Consider the following 17,227-nt stretch of genomic DNA (forward strand, 5'->3'; position numbering starts at 1 on the left):
CCCTATAGCCGACCTGCGGTCCTCCGTTTAGTTGCCACTGGCACCAAAAACCCGGCCACCCGATCCAAGTGATCGGGTGGCCGGGCAAGTTAAGAATTCTGTGAATTATTCGGTGGCTAGCCGAAGAGCGGGCTTCCCACAAAAGGATCAATGGCGAGAGCCAAGAAGACAATCGACAAGTACGTGATGGAGATATGGAAGACCTTCATCGCCTTGCGGTTGACTACCGCAGGCTTGTGGTCGCCCTGTGCTTCGCGGTAAAGGACATGCGATTCGTAGATGAACCAGATGCCAGCACCGCCGGCAATGGCCGTGTAGACGATGCCTGCGTGGCCCAGTGGCACCAGCAGAAGCGAGCAGACTACGGTGGCCCAGGCATAGAGAACAACCTGAACAGATACGCGGCGGGCGTTGGCAATTGCCCCGAGCATCGGCACCGATGCGGCGTTGTAGTCGTCTGCATATTTCATGGACAGCGGCCAGTAGTGCGGTGGCGTCCACAGGAAGATGACCAGGAACAGGATGATTGCCGGCCATTCAATGGTCTCTTTGACAGCAGCCCAGGCGATTAGCACCGGCATGCAGCCTGCGATACCGCCCCAGACAATATTCTGAGCCGTGCGTCGCTTCAGGATGATCGTATAGAAGACCACGTACAGAAGGATTGCTGCCAGACCGAGGGCGGTGGTCAGTGGGTTTGTTCCGACCCACAGCACCACCAGCGAAGCAATCGCCAGTGCCCAGGAGAAGATCAGCGCTTCCTTGGGAGTCAAGTCGCCGGTGACCAGAGGACGCCCCTTGGTGCGCTTCATCAACTTGTCCATATCGCGATCGATATAGCAGTTGAAAGCGCCTGACGCCCCAGCAGCCATTGCACCACCCACAAGGGTGGAAATCATCAGCCACAACGAAGGGAATCCGCGCTGGGCAAAAATCATGGTCGGGAAGGTGCTCACCAGCAGCAACTCGATGACACGAGGCTTGGTCAACGCCACGTAGGCGCTGGCCTTGCGCTTCACATAGTCTCCGGTGCTTTCACCAGGCTGACGCGAGGCGCGTGGCACTGATGCTCCGGCGACACTTTGAGTCTTCAATTAAACGCACTCAGTTCTTCACGGGTACAAGACAGACACAATCATTCTACGCCTGATAGAAATTCTTTGAAACTCCCCCGCGTATAGTTCATCGGCAAAAGTTCGTGACCTTGGTCAACCCCTCAATTCCCATTCCGCAATAGCGAAAATTCCCCAGCTAGTCGAAAATGACCTGTGCACCATCCGCCTCCGAGGCCACGACCAACCGCTCACCTAACAGCGAACACCGTCATCTGATATCAACATTCGGACACCTGAGCCATTCCGTTTTCGGTAATGAATAATTGAAGGCTGAACAATTTTTTCACCGCTGATTTCGAGTCGTAGCGAGATTTCCACCGCAACGCTCACTACCGAATCAACAGCACCTGAATTTGATTTAACGCATCGTTACAAATTTTCAATTTTGTTCAAACCCACAGTGGAGCTCATGTGCCGCAGGTCTCAAGAGGCTTCTGGGCTATGGATGCTGGTTCCCAGCCGAGCACCGAACGATGCCCGGCACTGAAGGCGGCAGCCACCGGCTTTCTCTCCGGAACGAATCAACCGTTACACGGCGGAAATAAACTTGCGCGTCATCTTGCTATAACCATCACCTCACACATCGTTTTCGCGATAGAGTTGGACGAGATTGCGCCGTCGCAACCTACATATTTCTGGTCTTCAACGAGCTCAGGAACATATAGGAGGCGACGGCGTATTGCGTGTCAGCGGGAGATATCTCCCGTCCGAGCCTGAATGGAAGGAACGCCGCTGTGGCGACTGAATCCTTAGTAGAAGAGTTTTCACTGACCGAGTTGGATCGTAAGGCCATCGACACCACCCGTGTCCTGGCAGCCGACGCTGTTGAAAAAGTTGGCAATGGCCACCCCGGTACCGCAATGAGCTTGGCCCCGGCTGCCTACCTGATTTTCCAGAAGCACCTGCGCCACGATCCGAAGGATCCGAACTGGATCGGTCGCGACCGTTTCGTTCTCTCCCCTGGTCACACGTCATTGACCTTGTACCTGCAGCTGTTCCTCTCCGGCTACGGCTTGGAAATGGAAGACATCGAAGCACTGCGCACCTGGGGCGCCAAGACTCCGGGCCACCCGGAGTACGGCCACACCGCCGGCGTCGAGATCACCACCGGCCCGCTGGGCCAGGGCCTGGCCTCCGCCGTGGGCTTCGCCTACTCGCAGCGCCGCATGCGCGGCCTGCTGGATCCAGCTGCTGAAGCCGGGACGAGCCCATTCGACCACACCGTCTACGTCATCGCTTCCGATGGCGACCTGCAGGAAGGCGTCACCTCCGAGGCCTCCTCGCTCGCCGGCCACCAGGAACTTGGCAACCTCGTAGTGATCTACGATGACAACAAGATCTCCATCGAGAACGACACCGACATCGCCTTCACTGAAGATGTGCTGGGCCGCTACGACTCCTACGGCTGGCACACCCAGCGCGTTGACTGGACCGTCACCGGCGAATACGTCGAGGACATGGCAGCACTGGATGCGGCCATCCGAGCCGCCAAGGCCGAGACCTCCCGCCCGTCGATCATCGCCCTGCGCACCGTCATCGGCTGGCCAGCGCCAACCAAGCAGAACACCGGCGGCATCCACGGCTCGAAGCTGGGCACCGAGGAAGTTGCCGGCCTCAAGGAGGTCCTGGGCTTCGATCCAGCAAAGAACTTCCACATCGACCAGGAAGTCCTGGATCACGCTCGCGAAGTCGTCACCCGCGGTGCAGACCTGCACGCCTCGTGGAACAAGGACTTCGACTCGTGGAAGGCTGCCAACCCTGAACAGGCCGCCCTGCTGGAGCGCCTTGAATCGGGCAAGCTGCCTGAGGGCTGGACCGAAAAGCTTCCAGTCTTCGAGCCAGGCTCCACCATGGCCACCCGCTCGGCTTCGGGCAAGGTCATCAACGCCATTGCCGATGAGCTGCCAGAACTCTGGGGCGGCTCGGCCGACCTCGCCGGTTCGAACAACACCACCATCGACACCGCCAAGTCCTTCGCGCCGGAGCGCCGCTCCACCGCTTCGTGGGACGCCAGCCCGTACGGCCGCGTCCTGCACTTCGGCATCCGCGAGCACGCCGCCGCGTCGATCGTCAACGGCATCGTGCTCTCCAGCCCGACCCGCGCCTTCTCCGGCACCTTCCTGATCTTCTCGGACTACCAGCGCCCAGCCATCCGCTTGGCTGCGCTGATGGGCGTTCCATCGATCTTCGTATGGACCCACGACTCGATCGGCCTGGGCGAAGACGGCCCGACCCACCAGCCGGTAGAGCAGCTCGCCAGCTTGCGCATCATCCCGAACTTCGACGTGGTCCGCCCTGCAGACGCCAACGAAGTTGCCTACGCATGGCGCGGCATGCTGGAACTGACCGATACCCCATCGGGCATCGTGCTCTCCCGCCAGAACCTGCCAATCTACGACCGCGCGGCCACCGGCTTCCGCGGCGCCGAAGGCACCCTGAAGGGCGGCTACATCTTGGCCGAAGCCGTGCGCGACGGCGCAGAGGTCACCCCAGACGTGATCCTGCTGGCTACCGGTTCCGAGGTGGAACTGGCAGTTGAGGCTCGCGAGGAACTGGCCGCCAAGAACATCGCCGCCCGCGTGGTCTCGCTGCCATCGCTGGAATGGTTCGCCAAGCAGGATGCCGCCTACCGTGAAGAGGTGCTCCCGGCAGCCATCACCGCCCGCGTGTCCGTAGAGGCAGGCGTAGCCCAGGGCTGGCGCGAGCTGGTCGGCGCCAACGGCGAGATCATCTCCCTGGACCACTTCGGCGCTTCCGCCGATTACAAGAAGCTGTACTCGGAATTCGGCATCACCACCGCGGCCGTAGTCGCCGCCGCCGAAACCTCCGTGCAGAACGCCGCAAAGTAAGGAACCGAAGCAAATATCATGAGCAACCCAAATACCCAGGCCCTCTCCGATGCCGGCGTTTCAATCTGGCTCGATGACCTCTCCCGAGAACGCCTGACCAGCGGCTCGCTGGCCAAGCTGATCGAAGAGAAGAACGTTGTTGGCGTGACCACCAACCCTGCCATTTTCGCCGCATCGCTCTCCAAGGCCGAGGTGTACGGCGAAGCGATTGCCGAACAGCGCGACAAGTCCGTTGAAGATGCGATCACCGAAATCACCAGCGACGACGTAGCCGCAGCCTGCGACCTGTTCAAGGGCATCTACGAGTCCTCCAAGGGCTTCGACGGCCGCGTGTCAATCGAGGTTGATCCCCGCCTGGCCCACGAAACCGCGCCAACCATCGCCCAGGCCAAGGCCCTGTACGAGCGCGTGAACCGCGAAAACGTGCTGATCAAGATCCCAGCCACCCTTGAGGGCCTGGAAGCGATCACCGAGACCATTGCCGAAGGCATTTCCGTCAACGTGACCCTGATCTTCTCGCTGGAACGCTACCGCGAAGTGATCAACGCCTACCTGATCGGCTTGGAGAAGGCCCACGCCAAGGGGCTGGACCTGTCCAAGATCCACTCGGTCGCCTCCTTCTTCGTCTCCCGCGTGGACACCGAGATCGACAAGCGCCTGGCTGCCATCGGCACCGGGGAAGCCGCCGCATTGCGCGGCCAGGCCGGCGTGGCCAACGCCCGCCTCGCCTACCAGGTCTTCGAGGAGTCCTTCGCCTCGGCGCGCTTCGAGGTGCTGGCAGCCGCCGGCGCCAACGTGCAGCGTCCGCTGTGGGCTTCGACCGGCGCCAAGGATCCTGCCTACCCATCCACCCTGTACGTCACCGAGCTGGTGGCACCGCAGACTGTGAACACCATGCCGGAAAAGACCCTGGATGCCACCGCAGCCGAGGCGGAAATCCGCGGCAATGCAATCGCTGGCAGCTACGATGCCGCCAACCGCGTGCTGGACAAGCTCGCAGCCCAGGGCATCGACTACAACGAGATCGTCAACCTGCTTGAGGTCGAGGGCGTAGACAAGTTCGAGGTCGCTTGGAACGAGCTGCTCGAAGACATGTCGGTCGCACTGAAGGGAGCCAAGTAAATGGAACTAGGTTTGGTGACCTCAGGCGAGGCACTGGCCTCGGTGGATGCGCTGCTTCCAAAGCTCATTGAAGCAAAAGTTGGCAGCCGCATCGCAGCCCAGGACCCCACCGTCTGGGGACCTGCGGCCGAGGCAGAATCCGCTATCCGCCTGGGCTGGGTCAACCCCTTCGAGGCAGCTGGCAAGCTGATTCCAGCCATTCTGGAACTGCGCGAAGAACTGCAGCAGGAGAACCTGACCCGCATTGTCTTGTGCGGGATGGGCGGATCCTCGCTGGCCCCCGAGGTCATTGCCGCGCACGACGAAGTGGATCTGGTCATCTGCGATACCACCGATCCATCGATGGTCAAGCAGATCGTCGAGACCGACTTGGAGCGCACCGTAGTGGTCGTTTCCTCCAAGTCCGGTTCCACCGTGGAAACCGACTCGCAGCGACGCGCCTTCACCGCCGCCTTCCAGGCTGCCGGGATCGACCCGGCCACCCGCCTGGTGCTGGTGACCGATCCGGGATCGCCAATGGACAACCCCGAGGGTGTTCGCGCGGTCTTCAACGCCGACCCGCATGTCGGCGGGCGCTACTCGGCGCTGACCGCTTTCGGCCTGGTGCCTTCGGGCCTGGCCGGCGCGGACATCGAAGCCCTGGTGGAAGAATCCGGGCTGGTCAATGACGTGTTGGCCTCGGACGACGAGGACAACCTGGCATTGCACCTGGGTGCCGCCATGGCGACCGCAGGCCGCGACAAGCTGCTGATCGCCTGTGTTGGCGACGCGCTGCCAGGCTTTGGCGACTGGGCCGAGCAGCTCATCGCCGAGTCCACCGGCAAGGACGGCAAGGGCGTGCTGCCCGTAGCCGCCCATGTTGATGCACCGGAGCTGAAGAACCTGCCTGCCGACGTGGTGCCGCTGTTCGTCTACGACGAACTTCCCGAACAGATCGACGAGGAAGCCACCGCGGTGCATTTCAGCGCGCCGCTGGGCACCGCGTTCATGATCTTCGAGTACGCCACCGCCGTGGCCGGCTACCTGCTGGGCATCAGCCCCTTCGACCAGCCCGATGTCGAGGCCGCAAAGGTGGCAGCCCGCTCGATGCTGGAGGCCCCGGCGGCCGCCGAGCCTGATGCTGTTGACGGATCGGTGCAGCTGTTCGGCACCACCGCCAGCACGCTGGACGCTGCCTTGGATGAGCTGACCGCGCAGCTGCCGGAAGACGGATACTTCGCCATCCAGGCGTACCTGAACCGCACCTCCGACAGCCAGCTGCAGGCCTTGCGCGACCTCTTCGCCGAAAAGACCGGACGCCCGGTCACCTTCGGCTGGGGCCCGCGCTTCCTGCACTCCACCGGCCAGTACCACAAGGGCGGCCCGGCCCAGGGCGTGTTCCTGCAGATTACCGCCGATCACCAGGACGACCTGGACATCCCGGATCGTCCGTACTCCTTCGGCTCCCTGATCACTGCCCAGGCCATCGGCGATGGCGCAGTGCTTTCGGATGCCGAGCACAACCGCCCAGTGCTGCGCGTGAACCTCACGGACCGTGCAGCCGGAATCGCTGCCCTGCTTGAGGCAGCGAAGTAAGGCACCAATGAGTAATCCACTACGCGATGCCCGCGACCGGCGGCTTAACCGCATTGCCGGTCCGGGCGCGCTGGTGTTCTTCGGAATCACCGGCGACCTTGCCCGCAAGAAATTGATGCCAGCGGTCTATGACCTGGCCAACCGCGGGCTGCTCCCCCCAAACTTTGCCATCGTCGGCTTCGGCCGCCGCGACTGGAGCGCCGAGGACTTCGCGAACCAGGCCCGTGAATGGATCCTGGCCAGTTCCCGAACCCCGTTCAATGAAACGGTGTTCGCCCAGCTGGCTTCCGGCATGCGCTTCATTTCGGGCGCATTCGACGATGACGACGCCTACCAGAAGCTCGCCGAAACCCTCGACGAGCTGGCGGAGTCCCGTTCCACCGGTCGCAACCACGCCTTCTACCTCTCGATCCCGCCCAGCTGGTTCGAAATCGTCTGCCAGAAGCTCTCCGAGCACCACCTGGCCAACGATTCAAACCCGGGCTGGGAACGCGTGGTCATCGAAAAGCCCTTCGGCCACAACCTGCAAAGCGCCCGCGAGCTGAACCAGATCGTGGAATCCGTCTTCCCTGCAGACCAGGTGTTCCGCATCGACCACTATCTGGGCAAGGAAACCGTGCAGAACCTGCTGGCCCTGCGCTTCGGCAACCAGATGTTCGAGCCGCTGTGGAACAACAAGTACGTGGACCACGTGCAGATCACCATGGCCGAGGACATCGGCATCGGCGGACGCGCGAGCTACTACGACGGCGTGGGCGCGGCCCGCGACGTCATCCAGAACCACCTGCTCCAGCTGCTGGCGCTGACCGCCATGGAGGAGCCCATCTCCTTCAATGCCGATCACCTGCGCAGCGAAAAGGAGAAGGTGCTCACCGCCGTCCAGCTGCCTGAGGATCTGGGTGCCGCCAGCGCGCGCGGCCAGTACACCTCCGGCTGGCAGGGCGCCGAGGAAGTCGTCGGCTTCCTCGACGAGGAAGGCTTCAACCCGAAGTCCAAGACCGAAACCTACGCTGCGGTGCGCTTGAATATCAACACCCGCCGCTGGGACGGCGTGCCGTTCTACCTGCGCGCCGGAAAGCGCCTGGGACGACGTGTCACCGAGATCGCGGTGGTCTTCAAGAAGGCTCCGAACCTGCTGTTCACCGATCACGAGGATGACGAGTTCGGCCAGAACGCGTTTGTGATCCGGGTGCAGCCCGATGAGGGCGCGACCATCCGCTTCTCCTCCAAGGTGCCCGGCACCCAGATGGAGATCCGCGATGTCACCATGGACTTCGGCTACGGCAACGCCTTCACCGAATCCTCCCCGGAAGCCTACGAGCGCTTGATCCTGGACGTGCTGCTCGGCGAGCCGCCGCTGTTCCCGCGCCATGAAGAGGTGGAGCAGTCCTGGCGCATCCTGGATCCGTTCGAGGAATACTGGGCAGCGCAGCCAACCCAGCCTGATCCCTATGCTCCGGGATCCTGGGGCCCAGCCAGCAGCGATGAGCTGATGGCCAAAGATGGAAGGACGTGGCGACGCCCATGATGATCGATCTTCCCAACACCACCACCTCCAAGGTGGCCAAGAAGCTGATCTCCTCGCGCCGCACCCACGGCGTGGTAGCCCTCTCCCGGGTATTGACCCTGGTGGTCATCACCCGCGAGGGATTTGCGGAGAACGCCATCGAGGCCGCCAACCTGGCCAGCCGCGAGCACCCCTGCCGCATCATCGTGGTAGTGCGCGGCAATGCCAGCGAGAAGAACCGCCTGGATGTGCAGATCCGCGTGGGCGGCGACGCCGGCGCTTCCGAGGTCATCGTCATGCGCACCTACGGCCCGGATGTGGTGGCCGACGAGGCACTGATCTCGGCCCTGCTGCTGCCTGATGCCCCGATTGTGGCCTGGTGGCCGCATGGCGTGCCGAAAGATCCCTACGGCACGGCCCTGGGCAAGCTCGCCCACCGGCGGATCACCGACTCCGCCGAGATGGAGGACCCTACCGCCTCGCTCTTTGGCCGCATCGAGACCTACCAGGCCGGCGATACCGACCTGGCATGGACCCGCCTGACCTTCTGGCGTGCCCAGCTGGCCAGCATCATCGACCTGGTGGGCACCGCGGGCCTGACCGGCATCACCGTGAAGGGCTCGGAGAATTCCCCGTCCACCACGCTGCTGGCCGCTTGGCTGACCATGTGCCTGGATGTTCCGGTGACCATTGCCGCGGACAAGACCACCGGCGGCCTGTCCAGCGTGCGGCTGACCCGCGAAGACGGGGACGTGGAGCTCTCGCGCCCTTCCGGCGCGGTGGCCCACCTGTACCTGCCTGGTTCTGCCCCGCAGCGGATCTCGCTGCCGCGGCGTTCGGTGGCCGAATGCCTCGCCGAGGAAATGCGCCGGCTGGATGCCGACGACGTCTTCGGCGAAGTCATCACCAAGGGCCTGAACCTCACCAACCTCAGGAGCGTTGTCCCCAGTGATCGCTAGGCAAATCACCATTCATGAAGATGTCGCCTCCACGGCGCACGCCATCGCCGCCCGGCTGATCACCTCGATCACCGACGCGATCGCCGCCCGTGGCGTCGCGCACATTGTGGTCACCGGCGGCACCCTGGGCATCGCTTCGCTCGTGGCTCTCGCGCAGAACCCGGCCAGGACTTCGGTGAACTGGTCCCAGGTGCACTTCTGGTGGGGTGACGAGCGCTTTGTCGACAGCGGCAGCGCCGATCGCAACGTGCTGCAGGCCGAGCCGCTCTTTGCTGCACTGGATGAGCTGGGCCTGGACCGCGGCACCGTGCACGCCATGGGCGCCAGCGACCAGTACGACAGCGCCGAGCAGGCCGCCGCCGCCTACACGCAGCTGCTGGCGCAAGAAGCGCCGGAAGGATCGGCCTCGCCCGTCTTCGACGTGCTGATGCTGGGCATGGGGCCGGATTCGCATGTGGCGTCGCTGTTCCCCAACCACACGCGCTCGGATGAGCTCGGGGCCATCGCGGTCCACGACTCCCCCAAGCCGCCACCGCATCGGGTGACCCTGACCATGGGGACCATCAACACCGCTCGCGAGGTGTGGCTGGTGGTCGCCGGCGCCGACAAGGCTCCCGCCTTGGCCGCGGCCTCCCATGAAATCAACGAGGCGGCCGTCCCGGCCAGCGCCGTGCACGGCACGGAAGCCACCCGCTGGATCGTGGATCGCGCCGCATCAACACTGCTCTAGCGAGCACCGCAAGGCCGGCTCCCGGAACCCCTGGTTCCCGGGGCCGGCCTTTGCGCTAAACACCGTCATCAAGGATCTTCATGCCAGAATTGCCCTCCCCGCTCAACGTCACCGTCATCGGCTCCGGAGTCATCGGCCTGTCCACCGCACACGAGCTGGCCTCGCACGGCCACAAGGTGCGCGTGATCAGCGACCAGGAACCGCTGCAAACCGTCTCGGCCATCTCAGCTGCCATTTGGTTCCCTTATCATTCGGAGAACTCCCCCGCCGCCGACGTGCTGCTGGCTCGAACCCTGGCCCGCTTCAAGGCCCTGTCCCTGATTCCGGAGACCGGCGTCGACCTGCGCTTCGGCATGGATATCGAACGCCGCGCGGACGCCGATCGCTCCTGGGCCAAGCATGTGGCCGACTCCGAGGTGGTCGACGCCGCCTTGCTGCCCGAAGGCGCGCTCAGCGCCACCAGCGGCACGGTCCCGGTCATCACGATGCCCACCTACCTTTCCTGGCTGCAGGACCAGTGCCAGCGCCACGGCGTGGAATTCGAGCAGCGTACCGTGAATGCCATTGGCGATCTGCGGGCCGGCGCCGATGCGGTGGTGCTTGCCGGCGGGATGCGCTCAGCCGAACTGCTGGGCGATGACCACAGCGTGTATCCGATTCGCGGCCAGGTGATCCGGCTGGCCAATTCCGCGGGACTGCGCAACTGGCTCAGCGATGACGACCACCCCGGGGGCGTCTGCTACATCATTCCGCGCCGCGATGACATCATCGTGGGCGGCACCGATGCCGCCCACGACACCAACCTCGAAGTTGATGCGCAAACAGCTTCCGAGATGCTCGCCCGAGCCATCAGCCTGGTTCCGCAACTGGCCGGCTGCGAGGTTCTGGAGCACAAGGTCGGACTGCGCCCTGCGCGGGAAACGATCCGCCTGGAACGGGTTTCCGGCCAGGACATGACGGTGATCGCGGCCTATGGCCACGGTGGCGGCGGGGTCACCCTCTCCTGGGGCACAGCGCAGCGCGTGGTGGAATTGCTCGATGCCCCGGCGCAAGCCACGCACCAGTAAACCCGGACTTCACGCCCTGTCAACACCCCGTTTTCCATCGCAGGATATGTTCGGCTCAGCGCACCGGCTTCCCCGGTGCATCCAGGAGGCAAAACACCAGCACCAGCCGTGCATGGGATCCTCGATGACGCTTCAACGTCATGGGCGAGGACAGATAGCCTGCCTTAGAGTAATGTCACCTTTCACGCACCACCAGTGGAAATCCATATCCGTCCGAAGACCAGGAGAGCAGCACATGTCGCAACCCATCGACGCCTTCGAACTCCGCGATGCTGCAGCCGCGCAGCCTGCGCCAACGCCTGCACAGTTTCGCCAAGCCCTGCTGCGCCATCTGCAGTACACGGTCGGCAAGAGCCCGCAGAAAGCTTCGCTCTTCGACTGGCGGATCGCCATGTCCCACGCGGTGCGCGACCACGCGGTCGACCCGTGGTTCAACGCCACCCGGCGCACCTGGGACGAAGACCGCAAGCGGGTCTACTACCTGTCGATGGAATTCCTGATCGGCCGGCTGCTAGAGGACCAGGCCATCAATCTGGGACTGCGCGAGGTCGTGGTGCAAGTGCTGGGCGAATTCGGCTTGAGCTTTGCCGAAGTGGCCGAGGGCGAGCCTGACGCGGCCTTGGGCAATGGCGGATTGGGCCGCTTGGCCGCCTGCTATCTGGAATCCATGGCCACCATGGGATGCCCGGCCTACGGGTACGGCCTGCGCTACGAGCATGGGCTGTTCCGCCAGCACTTCGAAAATGGGCGGCAGATCGAAACCCCGGAAAACTGGCTGGCCACAGACAACCCCTGGGACTTCACCCGCCCCGAGGTCGCCTACCCGGTGGGCTTCGGCGGCGCGCTGGCCGAGCACAACGGCGCCTGGATCTGGTCGCCGGGCTCCCAAGTGCTCGCTTCTGCCCATGACACTCCAGTTGTCGGCTACGGCGGGAAATGGGCCAACACCTTGCGGCTTTGGGCGGCCATGCCCAGCGCCGACCTGTTCGATCTGAACCGCTTCAATGCCGGGGACTTCGCCGCGGCCTCCGAGCCGGAGGCGCTGGCGCGCAGCCTGAGCCGGGTGCTCTACCCGAATGACACCACCGACGGCGGCAAGGAGCTGCGGCTCTCCCAGGAATACTTCCTGACCTCTGCTTCCGTGCAGGACATCCTGCGCCGCTACCTCGCGGCCCATCAGGATCTGCTCAAGCTGCCCGAGTTTGTTGCCATCCAGATGAACGACACCCACCCGGCCATCGCCGGCCCCGAACTGATCCGCCTGCTGGTGGACGAGCACGGCGTCAATTTCGACACGGCAGTGCAGACCGTGACCGGGGTGCTGGGCTACACCAACCACACCTTGCTGCCCGAGGCACTGGAACGCTGGAGCGTGGGCTTGATGCGCAAGATCCTCCCGCGCCACCTGCAGATCATCGAAACCCTGGACACCCAGTTCATCCAGTTGCAGGGCTCTGCCCCCGACCCGGTGCGCCTGGTCAGCAACGACCAGGTCAGCATGGGTGATCTGGCCTTCGCCACCAGCCACAAGGTCAACGGGGTCTCGGCCCTGCATACCGAGCTGGTCAGCAAGGACCTGTTCCCGGTGCACAACGAGCTCCATCCGGGGCGCATCGTGAACATCACCAACGGCATCACCCCGCGCCGCTGGCTCAAGCTGGCCAACCCGTCGCTGGCCACGCTGATCACCGACACCATCGGCGCAGGCTGGGAAACCGACCTGGAACGGCTTCGCGAATTGGAGCCTTATGCCGATGATCCGGCCTTCCGCGATGCCTTCGGACGCAGCAAGCGCCAGGCCAAGGAGCATTTCACCGGCTGGCTTGCCCAGGAGCATGGAATCGAGCTGCCTGCCGACGCGCTATTCGACGCCCAGGTGAAGCGGCTGCACGAATACAAGCGCCAGCTGCTCAATATCCTGTGGACCATTGCGCACTGGCAGCGGATCAAGCGCGACCCGCAGGCCGGCTGGGCTCCGCGGGTCAAGATCTTCGGCGGCAAAGCCGCACCGAGCTACCATATGGCCAAGCTGATCATCCAGCTGATCAACGATGTCGCCAATGTGGTCAACAACGACCCGGAGACCAGTCATTTGCTGCGCGTGGCCTACCCGCCGAACTACGGCGTGTCCATGGCAGAGAAGCTGATCCCCGCGGCGGATCTCTCAGAGCAGATTTCCACGGCTGGAATGGAGGCTTCGGGCACCGGCAACATGAAGTTCGCGCTCAACGGCGCGCTGACCATCGGCACCCTGGACGGGGCCAATGTCGAAATCCGCGAGCACGTCGGCGCGGAGAACTTCTTCCTCTTCGGGCTCACGACCGAACAGGTCGCCGAACGCCGGGCCCAGCCCGGCCACGCGCGCACCGCGCTGGAAGCCAGCCAAACCCTGCGCGATGTGCTCCAAGCCATTGCGGAGGGCGTATTCAGCCCCGATGACCGCCATCGCTACGATGGATTGCTTGATGCGATGTGGAACAGCGACTGGTTCCTGGTGGCCTCGGACTTCGAGGACTACGACCGTGCGCAAAGCGAAGTGGCCGACTGCTACGGCGACCCTGACCGCTGGCAGCGGATGGCCATCCTCAACGTCGCCCGCATGGGCTATTTCAGCTCCGATCGCTCAATTCGCGAGTATATGTCGCAAATTTGGAACGTGGAATCCGCTCTTTAGCCCGGCATATTCGGTCACGGCAAGTCATACAGCTTTGACCTGCGTCATCTTAAGGTCAGGGTGCCCCGATTGTGCTTGGATGAGAGCATTCGAAACAGCAAGGAGTCCCAATGAAAGACGAGGACAAGACGCTTTCGGTGCTCAACGCCCAGCAGGCACGCCTGTTGGCCCAGGGGCGGCACCCGGATCCCTTCGCTGCGCTCGGCCCCACCGACGACGGCAAAAATGTGGTCGTGCGCCTTCCGGGAGCCGAGCAGCTATGGCTGTTCAACGCCACCGATGAGGTACAGCTTCTTGCGGATGCAACCGACCCGGCGCTGTTCACCGGTCCGGCCTTGCCGTACTACCGGTTGCGCATCCGCTGGGCTTCGGGGCAGCTGGAAGAACGCGACGACCCCTACCGCTTTGGCCCAGTCATGGGCCAGCTCGATGAGCATCTCATCGGCGAGGGCGAGCACCAGTGCCTGTGGAACGCGCTCGGCGCCCACCTTCTCACCCATGAAAAGGTGGCCGGCGTGCACTTTGCGCTCTGGGCACCCAATGCCCAAAGGGTCTCGGTAGTCGGAGATTTCAACGCCTGGAACGGCACCGCGCACCCGATGCGCTCGCGCGGCGCCACCGGCGTCTGGGAGCTCTTCCTGCCCGGGCTGGATGAAGGCGTGGTCTACAAGTACGAGATCCTCGGCCCGGACGGCACGCTGATGCCGTTGAAGGCCGACCCCGTCGGCTTCGGCTCCGAGCACCCGCCAGCCACCGGTTCGGTGGTGCGGCAGCTGGGCGCCCACCAGTGGCAGGACCAGCAGTGGGTGGCCCGGCGCGAGGAAATCAACTCCGTCGACGCCCCGATCAGCATCTATGAGGTGCATCTGGGCTCCTGGCGCCGCAGCGGCAACGAATCGCTGAGCTACGTGCAGCTGGCTTCGCAGCTCGTGGACTATGCCGCGGATCTGGGTTTCACCCATATCGAGGTCATGCCGGTCAGCGAGCACCCCTTTGACGGGTCCTGGGGCTACCAGCCCATTGGGCTCTTCGCCCCGACCATCCGCTATGGTACCCCGCAGGACTTCGCCGCCTTTGTCGACGCCGCGCACGCCCGCGGGCTCGGGGTGATCGCCGACTGGGTGCCCGGGCACTTCCCCACCGACCAGCACGGCCTGGGCCGTTTTGACGGCACCGCCCTGTACGAGCACCTCGATCCGCGCGAGGGGTTCCATCCGGACTGGAACACGCTGATCTACAACTACGGCCGGCCCGAGGTGCGCAACTTCCTGGTGGCCAACGCGCTGTACTGGCTCGGGGAATACCACCTCGACGGGTTGCGCGTGGACGCGGTCGCCTCGATGATCAACCGCGACTACTCGCGTGCCGAGGGCCAGTGGATCGCCAACAAGGACGGCGGCAACGAGAACTACGAGGCGCTCGACTTCCTCAAGCAGACCAATGTGGCCAGCTACGGGCAGCATCCGGGCATCGCGATGATTGCCGAAGACTCCACCGCCTATCCCGGGGTCACCCGCCCGGTGGATGCCGGGGGCCTGGGCTTTGGCTACAAGTGGAACCTGGGCTGGATGAATGATTCGCTGGAGTACTTCGGCAAGGATCCGGTCTACCGCAAGCACCACCATAACCAGCTGACCTTCGGCATCACCTACGCCTTCAGCGAGAACTTCCTGCTGCCGATCAGCCATGACGAGGTGGTGCACGGCAAGGGATCGATGTACTCGCGGATGCCCGGCAGCCATGCCGACAAGCTCGGCAACCTCAAGGCCTTCTACGGCTACATGTGGGGCTACCCCGGCAAGAAGCTGCTGTTCATGGGCCAAGAATTCGGGCAGCGCAGCGAATGGAACTACAAGGGCGAACTCGACTGGGGCGTGCTCGATGATCCGGGCCATGCAGGGGTGCTCGCACTGGTGCGCGATCTGAACCGGCTCTACCGCGAACAGCCCGCCCTGCACCGGCGCGACACCCAATCCGATGGATTCCAGTGGCTGCTCGTCGACGACGTGGAGCACCAGGTCTTCGCCTGGCTGCGCCGCGGCGAGCCTGGCGACCCCCATGTGGTTGTCGTCGTGAACCTGACCCCGGTTGAACGCACCGGATTCCGCATCGGGTTCCCGGTGGCTGGACGCTGGATCGAGGCATTGAACACCGATTCCGAGTGCTACCACGGGGCCAATCGCGGCCACGGCGGTGCCATCGAAACCGAAGCTGTCCCCGCTGGCGGCGAGGCACAGTCAGCACTACTTACGCTCCCACCTTTATCGGCAATCTATTTTGTGGAGGAACGCTCATGAATACTGCTCCCGATACCCGCCACCTGATCGGGGCGCCGCCGCGTCTCTCCAGCCAGGCGATGGCCTTTGTTCTGGCCGGTGGCCGAGGCAGCCGGCTCGAAGAGCTCACCGACCGCCGCGCAAAACCGGCGGTCCACTTCGGCGGCAAGTCGCGCATTATCGATTTCCCGCTCTCGAACGCCCTTAATTCCGGGGTTCGCAAGATGGCCGTCGCCACCCAATACAAGGCGCACTCGCTGATCCGCCATATGCAGCGCGGCTGGGGCTTCTTCCGGGCCGAGCGCAACGAGTACCTCGACATTCTTCCTGCCAGCCAGCGCGTCCAGGAAAACAAGTGGTACCTGGGCACCGCGGATGCTGTCACGCAGAATATCGATATCGTCGACGACTACGACATCGAGTACGTGATCATCCTGGCCGGGGACCACGTCTACAAGATGGACTACGAGATCATGCTGCGCCAGCATGTGAACACTCAGGCTGATGTGACCATCGGCTGCCTGACCGTTCCGCGCGCCGAAGCCACCGGCTTTGGCGTCATGCACGTGAACGGGAACGGCCGAATCGTCGACTTCCTGGAAAAGCCGGCGGATCCTCCCGGGATGCCTGACGATCCGGAGATGGCACTGGCTTCCATGGGCATCTACGTATTCAACTGGAAGTTCCTGCGCGAGTTGCTGCTGGACGATGCCGAAGACGCGAGCTCAAGCCACGACTTCGGCCACGATCTCATCCCCGCCATCGTGAAGAACGGCCGCGCTTTCGCCCATAAGTTCACCGACTCCTGCGTGATGAGCGGCCTGGAAACCGAGCCGTACTGGCGCGATGTGGGCACCATCGATTCCTTCTGGCGGGCGAACCTCGACCTCACCGAGGTCGTCCCCTCGCTGGACCTGTACGACAACAGCTGGCCCATCTGGACCTACGCGGAATTGACGCCTCCGGCAAAATTCATCCACGATGACGAGGCCCGGCGCGGGCATGCGATCGAATCGCTGATCTCGGGCAACTGCATCCTTTCCGGTGCCGAAGTCCACAAGTCGCTGTTGTTCACCGGCAACCGGGCCCACTCCTTCTCGAAGCTGGACCAGGTCGTGTCGCTGCCGAACGTCGATGTGGGGCGCAATGCCGAGCTGGCCAAGTGCGTGATCGACAGCCGGGTGCGCATTCCCGAGGGCCTGATCGTCGGCCAGGACCCGGTCGAGGATTCGAAATGGTTCCGCCGCACGGATTCCGGCGTGGTGCTCATTACGCAGCCCATGCTCGACCGCCGGGCCGCAGTGCTCGACGGCCGCCTGGACTTGGGCGCCGATGCGCTGGAGGGGAAGTAGG

General features: G+C 63.7%; 11 protein-coding genes. 10 read left to right on the forward strand and 1 reads right to left on the reverse strand.

Annotated elements, in window-relative coordinates; all coding sequences use genetic code 11:
* Window positions 1–116 precede the first annotated feature (116 nt).
* The gene (locus tag H6F58_RS16090; protein WP_060701830.1) at window positions 117–1,064 is read right to left on the reverse strand and encodes a heme o synthase; all 948 of its coding nucleotides are present in this window, start codon (window positions 1,062–1,064) and stop codon (window positions 117–119) included.
* 785 nt (window positions 1,065–1,849) lie between these two features.
* Between H6F58_RS16090 and tkt the strand changes: the two genes are divergently transcribed.
* The 10 genes from tkt (at window position 1,850) to glgC (ending at window position 17,226) form a co-directional block, all read left to right on the forward strand.
* Window positions 1,850–3,964 carry a transketolase gene (gene tkt, locus H6F58_RS16095; protein ID WP_146275290.1) on the forward strand — a complete coding sequence of 705 codons (2,115 nt, stop codon included), beginning with the start codon at window positions 1,850–1,852 and terminating at the stop codon, window positions 3,962–3,964.
* A gap of 18 nt (window positions 3,965–3,982) precedes the next feature.
* On the forward strand, window positions 3,983–5,086 hold the full coding sequence (gene tal, locus H6F58_RS16100) for a transaldolase (RefSeq protein ID WP_195182142.1): 1,104 nt from the start codon (window positions 3,983–3,985) through the stop codon (window positions 5,084–5,086).
* Window positions 5,087–6,661 (forward strand): glucose-6-phosphate isomerase, encoded by a 1,575-nt coding sequence (locus H6F58_RS16105; RefSeq protein ID WP_195182143.1) that lies wholly within the window; start codon window positions 5,087–5,089, stop codon window positions 6,659–6,661.
* A gap of 7 nt (window positions 6,662–6,668) precedes the next feature.
* Window positions 6,669–8,189: a glucose-6-phosphate dehydrogenase gene (gene zwf / locus H6F58_RS16110; RefSeq protein WP_060701834.1), complete on the forward strand. Its 1,521-nt coding sequence runs from the start codon at window positions 6,669–6,671 to the stop codon at window positions 8,187–8,189.
* Window positions 8,186–9,127 (forward strand): glucose-6-phosphate dehydrogenase assembly protein OpcA, encoded by a 942-nt coding sequence (locus H6F58_RS16115; RefSeq protein ID WP_146275292.1) that lies wholly within the window; start codon window positions 8,186–8,188, stop codon window positions 9,125–9,127. The genes zwf and H6F58_RS16115 overlap by 4 nt, the downstream gene beginning before the upstream one ends.
* On the forward strand, window positions 9,117–9,857 hold the full coding sequence (gene pgl, locus H6F58_RS16120; RefSeq protein ID WP_195182144.1) for a 6-phosphogluconolactonase: 741 nt from the start codon (window positions 9,117–9,119) through the stop codon (window positions 9,855–9,857). The genes H6F58_RS16115 and pgl overlap by 11 nt, the downstream gene beginning before the upstream one ends.
* An 80-nt stretch (window positions 9,858–9,937) precedes the next feature.
* Window positions 9,938–10,924: an FAD-dependent oxidoreductase gene (locus tag H6F58_RS16125; RefSeq protein WP_195182145.1), complete on the forward strand. Its 987-nt coding sequence runs from the start codon at window positions 9,938–9,940 to the stop codon at window positions 10,922–10,924.
* A gap of 235 nt (window positions 10,925–11,159) precedes the next feature.
* Window positions 11,160–13,598: a glycogen/starch/alpha-glucan phosphorylase gene (locus tag H6F58_RS16130; RefSeq protein WP_195182146.1), complete on the forward strand. Its 2,439-nt coding sequence runs from the start codon at window positions 11,160–11,162 to the stop codon at window positions 13,596–13,598.
* Between the two features lie 110 nt (window positions 13,599–13,708).
* Complete coding sequence (glgB, locus tag H6F58_RS16135) at window positions 13,709–15,895, forward strand: 1,4-alpha-glucan branching protein GlgB (protein ID WP_195182147.1); 2,187 nt, start codon at window positions 13,709–13,711, stop codon at window positions 15,893–15,895.
* Window positions 15,892–17,226: a glucose-1-phosphate adenylyltransferase gene (gene glgC / locus H6F58_RS16140; RefSeq protein WP_060701840.1), complete on the forward strand. Its 1,335-nt coding sequence runs from the start codon at window positions 15,892–15,894 to the stop codon at window positions 17,224–17,226. Before glgB ends, glgC begins: the two co-directional genes overlap by 4 nt.
* Window position 17,227 lies beyond the last annotated feature (1 nt).

The sequence above is a fragment of the Glutamicibacter sp. FBE19 genome (genome assembly GCF_015524875.1).
In the GTDB taxonomy this organism is placed as follows: domain Bacteria; phylum Actinomycetota; class Actinomycetes; order Actinomycetales; family Micrococcaceae; genus Glutamicibacter; species Glutamicibacter halophytocola.